The 13,245-nt window shown below is 62.3% G+C and carries 8 protein-coding genes; 1 reads left to right on the top strand and 7 read right to left on the bottom strand.

The window, feature by feature from the left end; genetic code table 11:
* The first annotated feature begins 62 nt into the window (after positions 1 to 62).
* Positions 63 to 1,400, top strand: coding sequence for a PQQ-dependent sugar dehydrogenase (locus HBN54_RS12880; protein WP_168673755.1), 1,338 nt, complete (start codon positions 63 to 65; stop codon positions 1,398 to 1,400).
* A gap of 296 nt (positions 1,401 to 1,696) precedes the next feature.
* Here HBN54_RS12880 and HBN54_RS12885 read toward each other — a convergent pair whose 3' ends face one another.
* The 7 genes from HBN54_RS12885 to HBN54_RS12915 form a co-directional block, all read right to left on the bottom strand.
* The gene (locus HBN54_RS12885) at positions 1,697 to 3,163 is read right to left on the bottom strand and encodes a hypothetical protein (RefSeq protein WP_168673622.1); all 1,467 of its coding nucleotides are present in this window, start codon (positions 3,161 to 3,163) and stop codon (positions 1,697 to 1,699) included.
* 85 nt (positions 3,164 to 3,248) lie between these two features.
* Positions 3,249 to 4,415 carry a mannonate dehydratase gene (uxuA, locus tag HBN54_RS12890; RefSeq protein WP_168673623.1) on the bottom strand — a complete coding sequence of 389 codons (1,167 nt, stop codon included), beginning with the start codon at positions 4,413 to 4,415 and terminating at the stop codon, positions 3,249 to 3,251.
* 101 nt (positions 4,416 to 4,516) lie between these two features.
* Positions 4,517 to 5,338 (bottom strand): SDR family oxidoreductase, encoded by an 822-nt coding sequence (locus HBN54_RS12895; protein ID WP_168673624.1) that lies wholly within the window; start codon positions 5,336 to 5,338, stop codon positions 4,517 to 4,519.
* Between the two features lie 182 nt (positions 5,339 to 5,520).
* Positions 5,521 to 7,791 carry a beta-glucosidase BglX gene (gene bglX, locus HBN54_RS12900; RefSeq protein ID WP_168673625.1) on the bottom strand — a complete coding sequence of 757 codons (2,271 nt, stop codon included), beginning with the start codon at positions 7,789 to 7,791 and terminating at the stop codon, positions 5,521 to 5,523.
* Positions 7,792 to 8,064: 273 nt separating this feature from the next.
* Positions 8,065 to 9,468 carry an agarase gene (locus HBN54_RS12905; protein ID WP_168673626.1) on the bottom strand — a complete coding sequence of 468 codons (1,404 nt, stop codon included), beginning with the start codon at positions 9,466 to 9,468 and terminating at the stop codon, positions 8,065 to 8,067.
* A gap of 143 nt (positions 9,469 to 9,611) precedes the next feature.
* A complete protein-coding gene (locus HBN54_RS12910; RefSeq protein WP_168673627.1) occupies positions 9,612 to 11,483 on the bottom strand; it encodes a glycoside hydrolase family 2 protein in 1,872 nt (623 codons plus the stop codon).
* Between the two features lie 184 nt (positions 11,484 to 11,667).
* Positions 11,668 to 13,170, bottom strand: coding sequence for a RagB/SusD family nutrient uptake outer membrane protein (locus HBN54_RS12915; protein WP_168673628.1), 1,503 nt, complete (start codon positions 13,168 to 13,170; stop codon positions 11,668 to 11,670).
* Between the last annotated feature and the right edge of the window lie 75 nt (positions 13,171 to 13,245).

Genomic DNA, 13,245 nt, shown 5'->3' on the forward strand with positions numbered 1-13,245 from the left:
AAAAACAGAAGCCCTGCTGCGCCCCGAACCGGCCGCCCGGGCTCACTTATCTCTCCGCTATGATGCCAAAAAACGCGCCGCTATTGCTGGCCGGCCTGGGCCTGCTGGCCGCCTGCACTGGCCCCAGCAAACAGGAAAAGCAGGAAGCCGCCGCCAACACGCCGGCCCAAATCGTGACCACGCCAATGGCCGACTCTGTGTACCTGCCCGCGCCGTACGCCACCAAATCCGTTTCCAACCGGGTGAATATTCAGCCCTGGCCGGCCGGCAAAACGCCCGTAGCCCCCGCCGGCTTCACAGTGGCTGAGTATGCCGGCCAGCTGGACGGCCCGCGCTGGCTGTACGTGGCCCCCAACGGCGACGTGCTGGTGGCCGAAGCCAGCACCATTGCCATGAGCGTGCCCCTCAAAATAGTGGCCGCGCTGAAGCTCGACAAGTCCCGCTCGCTGCGCGACCACAGCGCCAACCGCATCACCCTGCTGCGCGATACCAACCACGACGGCGTCCCCGACGTGCGTACCACCTTCTTGGCCAACCTGAACCAGCCGTTCGGGATGCTGATTATGGGCAACTACTTCTACGTGGCCAATACAGATGGCGTGCTGCGCTTCCCGTACCAGCCGGGCGCTACCAAAATCACGGGCACGGGCCAACGCATTATGGGCCTGCCCCAAGGGGGCTACAACAACCACTGGACCCGCAACCTACTGGCCGCGCCCGACGGCTCGAAAATCTACGTAACGGTGGGTTCGGCCAGCAACGTGCAGGAGCACGGGGCCGAGGAGGAAGTGCGCCGCGCCAATATTCTCCAGATAAACCCCGACGGCACGGGCGAGAAGGTATTTGCCAGCGGCCTGCGCAACCCCATCGGCCTGCAATGGCAGCCCGGCACCGGCAAGCTCTGGGCCGTGGTGAACGAGCGCGACGAGCTGGGCGATGAGCTGGTGCCAGACTACTTCACCAGCATACAGGAGGGCGGCTTCTACGGCTGGCCCTACTCGTATTTCGGCCAGAACGAAGAGCCCCGCCGCAAAAACGAGCGGCCCGACCTGGTAAAAAAAGCCTTGATGCCCGATGTAGCGCTGGGGGCGCACGTGGCCGCCCTCGGCCTCGCATTCTATGACAAAGACGCTTTCCCGGCTCGGTACCACAACGGGGCGTTCATCGGCGAGCACGGCTCCTGGAACCGCAAGCATTATTCGGGCTATAAGGTGGTGTTCGTGCCCTTTGATAATGGTCGGCCCGGCCAGCCAGAAGATTTTCTTACCGGTTTCCTGGCCGGTGGCGATTCGGGAGATGCCTACGGCCGGCCGGTGGGCGTGGCCACGCTACCCGACGGCTCGCTGCTGGTGGCCGACGATGCCGGGGATAAAATCTGGCGCGTGCGTGTGGCTAATTAACTGCTGGTATGCCGGTAGACCAGCGCGGACTATAAAGTCCGCGCTACAACTCAACGCCCGCTGTTTGAATGGGTGCGTAATAGCACTAATCAAGCCAAGTTGAGAAGTGCCACAACAGCCGCGTAGCGGCGACAGGTTTGTAGCAGGGCGGTGGACAAAGGAGGAAAAGCCGTGTAGCGGCGACAGAAAAAACGGGTGAATCTGTCACCGCTACGCGGCTTTTTTCGGTTTACCCCTCTTTTTCTACAAACCTGTCGCCGCGCTGCGGCTATTCTGCAACTTGGGTTAAGTAAGCCTCAATTCGCGGCGGGTAAGGGCTTTTGGTAGTACAGCCGGGGCGATTCGATAATACCCCAGTGGTACATCATGTCGGTGTTTACATCCGACTTGTGGTAGTCGGTGAGCGGTTCCCAGCTCATGAGGGGGCAGTCGGAGGGCAGCAGCACGACCGGCGCGGCCGACTGGGCCAGCGTGGCGAATTGCTGCCGCTCGCAGGTGTTAAAATCGCGGGCCCGGGGCTTATCGGCCACCGTGAAGATGGCCGCGAAAACGGCCATGGCTGCCGCGTAGCGCCGCCGGGCCACGGCCGGCAGGTGCGTGAGTAGGTAGTAGCCCGACAAGGCAAAGCAGCCAATCATGCCCAGAATAATGGGTAGAATGCTGTCGCGCCGGATAACGTTTTCCCGGTAGGCGCGATAGCCGCCCAGTGGCAGCAGCAGGATGTAGACCAGCGCAAACACCCCCAGCCACTGCAGCGCCCGCTGGGCTTTGGCTCCCAGTGGCGTGCGTACGGAACGGGCTATCAGCCAGGCATTGATAAGTAGCATGAGCAGCAGCAGCGGCAATCCCAGCTTGCCCGTGAGCGCATCGTAGACTCCGAACGGCAGCCGGGCGTAGCGCTCGGACAGGGGAATAACGGCCCACTCGTTTTCGGAATTATACCGGCCAATGTAGAGCGAGTACAGGCTCAGGGCGCTGAACAAAGCAAACAGGCTGACCTTGCGCCAGGGCAGTGCCCCCACGGCCACCGTGGCCCGCCGAAACCAGCCCAAGCCGCTAGCCAGCGTGGCAAAGTGCCCGCGCCAGGCCAGCAGTAGCGCCGTGGGGCACACCAGCAGCACCACGGCCGGAATAATCGGCCCGTTCAGGGCCAGCACCACCACCAGCCCCAGCAGTCCGACGTATTCCAGCGCCGACAAGCGCAACGGTGTGCCATGCAGCGCCGCCCGCAAAAACGGCAGGAAAAACAGCAGCAGCAGGCTCATGGGCAGCGCGTAGAAGGCCGCGTACGTCACCGACCAGTCGATGACGCCCATCTGGCCGCCGTAGCCCTCGGCCTGCAAAAGCGGGGTAATGAGCACTGCGGCCAGCAGAAACCTGCGGCCCAGCACGTTGCGCGAATTGCTGATGGCCACGGCCAGCACGTACACCAGCAGCGCGTGCACGGCCAGCTTCAGCAGGGCGCACGCCGCGTACACACTGTCGAGGGGGCTTAGCGCGCCTTGCAGCAGCAGGGGTACGCGCCGGAAGTATTCATGCAGGAGCAAGTGCGCAAAAAACCGGTTGGGGGCCGGGTAGCGCTCATGGCCCAGCAGCGCCCGCAGCCCAAATGGGTCGTGCAGCACCGTGCTGTAGGCCTTGCCCGGCAGCACAATGGCCGCGAGGTCGCCATCGAGGGGAAACTGAAAATATTGCCAGCCGGAGTACGCTAAGTCGCCAATCAGAAAAAGGAGCAGGAGATAATGCCAGTTTCGCTTCAGCATACGGCGCAATAGGGGTAGAACGAGCCCGGCCACTGCGGCCGGGCCGGCCAAAATTACACCAGGCCGGGCCGGTAAACCCCGGAATCTAGGTTAGGCTGCGGCTGATGCCCATTTCCAGCCCGCGCAGCTCAGCCAGCCCGCGCAGGCGGCCGATGGCCGAGTAGCCGGGGTTGGTTTTCTTGTGGAGGTCGTCGAGCATCTGGTGGCCGTGGTCGGGGCGCATGGGCAGGCTGATGTTGCGTCGGCGCATGGTCTGGATGAGGGCGCGCATCACGGCGTACATATCCACGTCGCCTTCGAGGTGGTTGGCCTCGTAGAAATTGCCGTCGGCATCGCGCTGGGTACTGCGCAGATGAATAAAGTGGATGCGGTCGGCAAACTGGCGTATCATGGCGGGCAGGTCGTTGTCGGCCCGCACGCCAAACGAGCCAGTGCAGAAGCACAGGCCGTTGGCCGGCGAAGGCACGGCGGCCGACAGTTCAGCCACATCCTCGGCGGTGCTCACCACGCGGGGCAGGCCCAGAATAGGGTAGGGCGGGTCGTCGGGGTGAATGGCGAGGTTGATGCCTACCCGTTCAGCCACCGGCACAATTTCTTGCAGAAACAGAATCAGATGCTCGCGCAGCCGGGCCGTGTCGATGCCGTCGTACGCATCCAGCGCCTGCTGGAATTGCTCCAGCGTGAAGCTCTCCTCACTGCCCGGCAGGCCGGCGATGATGTTGCGCTGGAGCTGCTCCTTCTCCCCGGCGCTCATGGCGGCGAAGCGGGCTTGGGCCTTGGCAAGTTCTTCGGGCGTGTAGTCCCGGGCAGCATTCCGGCGCTTCAGCAGCAGCGTATCGAAAGCCACAAAGGCCGCTTTCTCGAAGCGCAGGGCGCGGGAGCCGTCCTCGACTTCGTAGGCCAAATCGGTGCGCGTCCAGTCCAGGACGGGCATAAAATTATACGTTACCGTGTAGATGCCGCAGGCCGCCAGGTTGCGCAGCGACTCCTGGTAATTGATGATGTAGTGCTGGAAATCGCCGGTGCGGGTTTTGATGTTTTCGTGCACGGGCACGCTCTCCACTACGCTCCATGTGAGGCCGGCGGCGCGGATAATTTCCTGGCGCTGCCGGATTTCGGCCTGGGTCCAGACCTCTCCATTTGGGATGTGGTGCAGGGCTGAAACCACATCGGTCGCGCCGGCCTGGCGGATATCGGCGAGGCTTACGGGGTCGTTCGGGCCGTACCAGCGCCAGCTTTGGATAATGGGCATTGTTGGGGAGGGATTTGGTTTCTACCAGCACGTCATGCCTCGGTCTCTGCTTGATGCGCAGAATGCTCGGCATGACGTTTTTTTCGTTCAAAACAAACAGACTAGACTCCACTAAAGGCATTAAATCCGCCGTCCACCACCACCGTTTCACCATTCACAAACCGCGAGGCGTTGCTGAGCAGGTAAATCAGCGTGCCGGTCAGCTCCTCCGGCTCGCCGAAGCGCTGGAAGGGCGTGTGGCTGATAAACTTGGTGGCCCGCTCGGTGTGCGAGCCGTCGGCGGCGATGAGCAGGTCGCGGTTTTGCTCGGTGAGGAACACGCCCGGCGCGATGGCATTCATGCGGATGCCACCGCCGTAGCGCAGGCCCAGTTCGGTGGCCATCCACCGGGTGTAGCCCTCGATGGCGGTTTTGGCCAGGGTGTAGCCCAGCACGCGGGTGAGGGGCCGCTGGGCAGTGATGGAAGAAATATTAACGATGGAGCCCGTGCCCTGGTCGGCCATCACGCGGCCGAAAACGGTGGTCGGAATCACGGTGCCGAACAGGTTCAAATCCACGGCCCGACGCGTGTCTTCAATGCCCACGTCGAACAGGTTTTGGTCGGGGCCGATGGTGGCGCCCGGCATATTGCCGCCGGCCGCATTCACCAGCCCATCAATGCGGCCCCAGGTGCTCATTATTTTGTCGCAGGCTGCGGTCATCTGCCCCACGTCGAGCACATCGGCCAGTATAACCAGCGCCTCGCCGCCCACGGCCCGGATGGCGGCGGCGCGCGCTTCGGCCCGCTCGGCATTACGGCCCATAATGGCCACTTTAGCGCCGGCCTCCGCCACCGCCAGCGACATCGACGCGCCCAGCACGCCGGTGGCCCCGGTGATAACGACGACTTTATTGGCGAGCGAGAATTGGGATAGAAAAGGCATAAGGTGTTGATATGTAGAAGTTGGTGGCGTCCGGTCTGACCGCCCTAGGCGGTCTGACCGGTTGTCGTTGTTTACCGGAACGTGCTCGCTTCAACCGGTCTGACCGGTTGTCGTTGTTTACCGTAACGTGCTTGCTTCAACCGGTCAGACCGCCTAGGGCGGTCAGACCAGGGCGGTGGTGGTTATGGCAGCAGCTCCAGCGTGCCGTCCAGCCGGATATCGTCTGAGGCACTGCCGACCATGAGGTTGAATTTGCCGGGTTCGGCCTGCCATTCCAGCTTGGCGTTGTAGAAGGCCAGCTTTTCTTTGTCGATGGTGAAGGTCACGGTTTTGCTTTCGCCGGGTTTGAGGCTGATTTTGCGGAAATCCTTCAGCTCCTTGAGCGGGCGTACTACGGAGGCCACGGGGTCGCGGAGGTAGAGCTGGGCCACTTCCTCGCCGGCTGTTTTGCCGGTGTTGGTGAGGGTGAAACTGACCTGCACCAACTCGCCGGCCTGCATTTGCGGGCGGCCGATTTTCAGGTCCGAATATTTGAACGTGGTGTAGCTCAGGCCGTAGCCGAAGGCGTAGCGCGGCGTATTGGGTGAGTCGATGTAGGCCGATTTGTAGCGGATGTCGCTGGGCCGGGTAATGGGGCGGCCGGTGTTGTACTGCTGGTTGTAGGCAATTGGAATCTGGCCCACGCTGCGGGGGAAGGTGATGGGCAGCTTGCCGGCGGGGTTGTAGTCGCCATAAAGCACGTCGGCCAGCGCGGTGCCGCCTTCCGAGCCGGGCCACCAGGCGTAGAGGATGGCATCGGCCTGCTCGGCAATGGCGTCGAAGATGAGCGGGCGGCCACCGAATACGACTACCGCCACGGGTTTGCCGGTGGCTTTCAGGACTTTGAAAAGCTCCTCCTGCACGCCGGGCAGGTGGATATCGGTGCGCGATTTGGCCTCGCCGCTCATGTCCCAGCTTTCGCCCACGGTGAGGATGATGAGGTCGGCACTCTGGGCGGTGGCTACGGCCTGCTCGAAGCCGGCGCGGCTCTCGCCCGAAACCTCGCAGCCTTTGGCATAGCGCAGCTCGGTGGTTTTGCCGGCGCGTTGGCGCAGGCCGTCGTAGAGCGAGGTGATGCGGGTCGTGTCGGTGTCCACGGTCCAGCTGCCGTTGAGGTCGCGCCTGGCCTTGGCGAGGGGGCCGATGACGGCGATGCGGCGCAGCGTGTTGGCGAGGGGCAGGGTGGCGTTTTCGTTCTTGAGCAGCACCAGAGATTTCCGGGCCATCTGGCGGGCGGCGGCGCGGTTTTGCGGGTCGTTGAGGACTTGCTTTTCGCGCTTCTCATCCGAGAACCGGTAGGCGTCATCAAACAGGCCAAGCTCGAATTTCTTGCGCAGAATGCGGCGTACGGCATCATCAACTAAGTCAATTTTCACCTTGCCGTTGGTCACCAGCTGCTCCAGATTTTTATGGTAGGCGTCGCTTTCCATGTCCATGTCGGAGCCGGCGGTGAGGGCTTTTTGGGCGGCATCGGCCTTGTCCGTGGCATAGCCCCAGTTGGCCATTTCGCCGATGGAGCCCCAGTCGCTCACCACGAAGCCGGGGTATTGCCACTGGCCTTTCAGGATGTCGCGCTGCAGGTAGGCGTTGCCGGTGGCCGGAATACCGTTCAGGGTGTTGAAGGAGTTCATGAACGTGGCCACGCCGGCATCGGCGGCCGCTTTAAAGGGCGGTAGGTAGATTTCCCAGAGCTGCTGCTCGCTCATGTCCACGGCGTTGTAGTCGCGGCCGGCCAGGGCCGCGCCGTAGGCCGCGAAGTGCTTGGCGCAGGCCATCACGGCATCGGTGCCGCCCAGCGTTGAGCCCTGGAAACCCAGTACGCGGGCCTTCGCAATCTGGGCGCCGAGGTAGGTGTCCTCGCCCGCGCCTTCCATCACGCGGCCCCAGCGCGGGTCGCGCCCCACGTCCACCATCGGCGCAAACGTCCAGTGAATACCGGATGCGGCGGCTTCCCGGGCCGCCACGTGCGCGCCCAGCCGAATGGCATCCAAATCCCAGGAAGCGGCCTCGCCCAGCGGAATCGGGAAAGTGGTCTGGTAGCCGTGAATAACGTCGAGGCTGAACAGGAGCGGGATTTTAAGGCGCGATTTCAGGGCTTCAGCCTGGATTTCTCGGGTGTCCTTCACGCCCTTCACGTTCAGCATCGAGCCCACCTGCCCGGCGCGGATGCTGGCGAGCAGCGTGTTTTTGCGGTCGCTGGCCGGGCCGGTCACCTCGCGGCCGGAGTACTGGTTGAGTTGGCCCACCTTCTCCTCCAGGGTCATCTGGGCCAGTAGGGCGGCCACGCGCCGTTCCACATCGGCGGGGCTGGCGGCGGTCGGGGCCGGGGCCGGTTTCTTCTTTTGCGCCCACGCTGCCTGGCCGGGCAGCAGGCCCAGCAACAGCAGCAGTGATTTAGGAAACGAAAAAGTCATGCAATTGCGAAGGAAAAGCCCGGTCGGGACTTGGGAAAAGATATAGTGCTGTCTGGCGGCCACCGGCCACCGCTGCCCCGGCCGGGGCCTCATTTGTACGTTCCCACCATTCTCGTGAGGCGTAATTCCCGGCCGGGAAAGCGGTTTTCGGACTCCGGGATGGCCAGCGGCCGCCAGGTAAGCACAGGTTTGGGTTGTAGCGACGCATCCTGGCGTCTCGTCGTTGAACGATTTGGGCGAACGGCGCGGATGCCGAGGCGCCAGGATGCGTTGCTACATCGGTGGCCGACTATCAAAAAAATCGGCCAAGTGATACATCTGTTGATTTAGCTCTTTCATTTGGTCGAGCAGCGCCGGGTAGGGCTCCAGGTTGTTGTCCACGATGCCCTTGTTGGCGTTGGTGTTCGAGGGCTCGGCCCCTACCAAAGTCGGGTCGTTGTCCTGGTATTTGAACCAGTGCCAGCCCACGCAATTCTTCGATTCGAGCAGGCCAAGGGTGAAATTCTGGTAAAAGCGGCCCCGGTCGGCCTGGGTCTTCACCACCCAGCCGGCCCCGGCGGTGTTGGCCAGGCCGGGGGCATCCTCGCCCTTCACGTACCACTCGGTAATGATGAAGGGCTTGCCGGCGGAAATTTCCCAGTCGCGCACCCAGTTCTTCTCGGGCGTCCAGTTGTTGTAGTAGTTGATGCTCACCGCGTCGAGGTACTTGCCTGCTACCTTCATCAGTTCCGGATAGTAGCGCTGCGCGCCGTGGAAACGGCAGCCCAGGTACATGTGGTTGGGGTCGTACTTCTTCATCGCCGTGGCCACAATGCTGAAGTAGCGGTCGGCGGCGAAGGCCAGGAAGTCCTGCCGGTTCTGGTCGGTGATGGTTTCGAGGGTGATGCTGCGCTCATCGGCCCACTTTTTGGCGGCCACGTAGCCGGGCTCGGTGGCGGGCAGCGTCAGGTAGCCGTCGAGGTTTTTGCGCAGCAGTGGCATCTCGTTGTCGGAGAAATAGCCGAAAAGGTTCTTATCCTTTTTGTTGCTGGCCAGCTTCCTGGCCTGCTCCTCCACGAACTCCGGGAAGCCGGGGTCGAAGGTGAAAATTACGTCGTTGGGGTAGCCCTTGTGGCCGGGCTGCACGTAGGTGCCGCCGCGCTTGCTGCCGTAGCCACTCATCAAATCGAGGTTGATGGTGTAGGCCAGCGGCTTATCCGCCCTGGCGTTTTCCGCCTGAATCTCCTTGGTGGCCGACCACGCGCCGGTGCCGTTGAAGCCATTGGCCAGGAGGAACTTGCGGGTAGCCGCCATCCAGCCGGCGCGGTCGCCGTACTTGGCCTTCAGCGCCTTTTGGGTGCGCTCGGAGTTGCCGGGCTGCACGTCGTTGGGGGCGTTGTGCAGGTAGTAGTAGCCGTCGGGGTCCACGGCCCACCAGCGGTCAGCTATTTTCTCGACGTGGAAAAAGCCGGTGGCTTTGGTTTTCTTGTCGAGCCGCCCGCCGTACTTGTCCAGCTTGATGGTGGCCGGGGTGAAGCCTTGCAGGGTGGCGACGGTGCGTGTGGGGTAGTTCTTATACTCCGCGAAGCCCGCCTTGCCGTCGATGGTGGAGTTGTTGATGGTCTTTTTCGCGGCCACGCGGAGGGTGTATTCGGCGCTGTCGCGGGAGGTTTGGGCGTGGGTGGTCAAACCTACCATTAGAAGTGCGAGTGTCAGCAGGCGGCTCACCTCACCCCCCGGCCCCCTCCCCTCTGGGAGAGGGGGAGCCAGACGCAGGTTCTTGGAATCGTTGAACGCACCCCCTCTCCCAGAGGGGAGGGGGCCGGGGGGTGGGGTGTTTCTCATTTCCCGGTATCGTATTTAGCCGCCTGCTGCCGGTAATATTCCTGCAGCACATAAAATGCCTTCTTCTTCTGCCCGGTGTTAGAAATCAGGCCCTTGCGGTTAAACCCGTTCTGATACACCGGATGCTGCCGCCGCGTGGCGCGGAAGTCCACCAGAATCCAGGGCGTCATGCCGCGCAGGCCCTTGATGGCACTCAGCATCTTGATTTGGTTCACGTAGAGCGCCTCCTGGTACTCCTCGCTCCAGCGGGTTTCGGCGTCGCCGTGGTAGCCGGCCAGGGCGCTGCCGCCCAGCTCGCTGATAACCACCGGCTTGTTGTACTTAATGTCGAAGGTGTACTTGGTGATTTCGCTGGGCTTGCCGCCCCAGTACCAGCCGGCATACTCGTTGAAGCTGGCCAGGTCTAGGAACTCGCCCAAGGGGTCGTCTACGTGCACCACGTTGTCGGGGGTGCGGTGCAGCTCCAGGGCGGCGGCGATGAGGCGGGTGTCGTCGAGGGCGCGGGCTTTGGTGGCCAGGCGGCTCATGAATTTCAGGCGCGGGTCGCCGAGCGGCGTTTCGTTGCCGATGGACCACACCACCACGCTGGCACGGTTTTTCCCCATCGAAATCAGGTCCGAAAGCTGCTGCTCGGCGTTCTGGTAGGTGGTGGGGTTTTCCCAGGCAATGGTCCAGTACACCGGCACTTCGGCCCATACCAGCAGGCCCATCTCGTCGGCCAGCTTCAGCATGATTTCGTTGTGGGGGTAGTGGGCCAGGCGCACGTAGTTGCAGCCCAGCTCTTTGGCCCAGGTGAGCAGCATGCGCAGGTCGCCCTCGCCACGCGCCCGGCCCGGAATCAGCGGGTTCTCATCGTGAATGGAAATGCCGCGCAGAAAAATGGATTTGCCATTCAGCAACAGGTCCTGCCCTTTGGTCTGAATGGTGCGGAAGCCAATTTTGTCCTGCACTGTTTCGCTGCCGTTGGTGAGCGACACGGCGTAGCGCGTAGGGCTCAGCGGCGACCACAGCTTCAGCTTTTTAGCGGGCAGCCGGAAGGTAGCGCGGCCTTCGCCGTCGGTTTTCAGAGTTTGCCGCAGGCCGGCTTCGGCAATGTTGAGCGTCACCGACTGGCCAGCTTTTTCGGGGCCATCGAGCTGCACGTAGCCGGCCAGGGTGCTGGCATCGTCCTTGGCCAGCTGCACCTTGTAGTCCACGATGAAGGTGCCGGGCGTTTCGGCAATGAATACGTCGCGGGTGATGCCGCCGTAGTTCCACCAGTCGGTGTTGATGGTGGGTACTTCCTCGGTGTGGCGGGTATTGTCGGCCTTAACCACCACGAAGTTGTCGCCGGTGGCGCTCAGCTTATCGGTGATTTCCAGCTGAATAGGTGTGAAGCCGCCCTTGTGCATACCCAGCTTCTTGCCGTTGAGGTAGATGTGCGACTCGTAGTTTATCGCCCCGAAGTACAGGAAATACCGCTTCCCCGCCGTGGGCTTCAGCTTGAAATCCTTCTTAAACCAGATGGTGCCTTCGTAGTACAGCAGCTTGATATCCTGCGAGTTCCAGTCGCCGGGAATCTGCATGGCGGCCGAGTGGTCGAAGTCGTACTCAATCAGCTCGGGCTCCTGCGAATTGCTGGGTTTCTGGTTGTCGTAGTAGCCGCCTTTGCCGGTGGCCGACTTGTCGAAGGCCTCGCGGCGGTAGTCATAAAAGCCGTTTTCGTAGGGGTCGATGATGTAGTTCCAACTGCCGTTAAGGCTGAGCACGCGGCGGCCCGGGGCATTCTGAATCAGGCTGGTCTGGGCCTGGGCGGCCGGGCCAGTGAAGAGGCTGAGGACGCCCAGAATGAGGGACAATAGCAGCTTCAGCGGAGTGGGTGGGGTCATGTGGAGGGAGGAGGAGGAAAGGGGTGTTAGTGAAATAGTATGGGGTGAAAAGTTGTCGTCCTGAGCTTGCGAAGGACCTTGTCACGCTCGTGCCAGTTGAATTACTGCAAACTGTTCTGCTGTCGGAAGGTCCTTCGCAAGCTCAGGATGACAGCCGCCCACCCATCCTGTTTTCACCAATTCACTAGTTATAGCCGGGGTTCTGGGTCAGAATCGGGTTGGTCTGGATTTCCTGAATCGGGAGGGGAAACACCAGGTTGTTGGCGGTGATGGGCTTGATGCCGGTGCGCGCAAACAAGGCGTTCATCACGGGCAAGGCGCGGTCGGTGCGCACGAGGTCGAACCAGCGGTGGCCTTCGAAATTCAGTTCCAGGCGGCGCTCCAGCTCCAGGCGGGTGCGCAGGTCGGTTTGGCTGATGGTGGCGGGCAGGTCTACAGCCGGGGCGGCGGTAGCCACGGGCAGGCCGCGCGAGCGGCGGATGACGCGGTTCACGGCGTCGAGGGCGGCGGGGGTAAGGGTGCCGCCTTCGTTCACGGCTTCGGCGTACATGAGCAGCACGTCGGCGTAGCGCAGGATAATCCAGTCGTTTTCGGCGTCGTAGGCGCTGGTGGGCACGTCGCTGTACTTCTTGGTGTAGTAAAGGATGGCAGCGCCCGTGCCCGAAGAGCCGAAGGAAGCGGCGGCCCGCACATCGGAAGCGCCGCTGGTGGCAAAGGCGGCCACCAGGTCGGGGTCTACGGAGTTGAACTGCTGGCCCTGGCTGGCGTTGTTGTTCACGGTGAGGGCCAGGGCGGTGGGCAGAATGGGCATAAACCAGGTGCTGAAGTAGCTGCCGATGCCCAAAGCACCCCGGCTGTAGCGGGCGGCGGCCAGGATTTCGGTGTTCATCTCGTTGTTGGTCAAAAAGATGCTGGCGTAGGTGGCCTGCAGCGCGTAGGCATTGCCGTCGATGACCTTTTTCAGGGCGGTGGCGGCCTCGCCGTACTTCTTCTGGGTTAGCAGCACTTTGCCCAGCAGGCCCTGCGTGGCCCCTTTGGTGGCGCGGCCCAGGTTGGCTCCGGTTTGGGTGGCGGGCAGGTTGGCTTCGGCAAAAGCCAGGTCCTGCTCAATCTGGGTGTACACCTGGGCCTTGGGGGCACGGCCAAACTGGTAGGCATCGGGAATAGATGTGATTTCGCTGGTTACCAGCGGCACATCGCCCCAGATTTGCACGGCATTGAAATACGCCAGCGCCCGGATGAAGCGCACCTCGCCGTAGAAGCGGTTGCGCGTGGCATCGGTGAGCTTCACGGCGCCGGCCCGGCTCAGGATGATGTTGCAGCGCGCAATGGCCCGGTAGGTCACCAGCCATTGGCTGGGCAGGCGCGGGTTGAGGCCGGAAAGGCTGAAGTCGTTGAACTCGTTGAGCGCCTCGCCCGACGTCACCGCAAAGCTGTTATCGGAGGGAATTTCGGCGTAGACGAACAGGCCCCGGTTGCTGCCATTGCCATACATGTCCTGTAGGGAGGAGTAGGCCGCCGTCACGCCGGTCACGATGCTCAGCGAATCGGTATAGCCCAGGGAGCTGGGCAGGCGGGTAGGGTCGTTCAGGTCGATGAAGTCCTTGCTGCACGACGTGGTGCCCAGCGCGGCCAGGCCCAGCAGCGCGGCGAAGGACGCGCCTTTGAAAAGTTGAGATATAGTCATGGTGGGAATTGAATTAAGAGATTGGTGCGGAAAGCCCGTCATGCTGGATGGGCTGTCATGTAGCCGAACGTTCAT

The sequence above is a fragment of the Hymenobacter artigasi genome, from assembly GCF_012275535.1.
Taxonomy (GTDB): domain Bacteria; phylum Bacteroidota; class Bacteroidia; order Cytophagales; family Hymenobacteraceae; genus Hymenobacter; species Hymenobacter artigasi.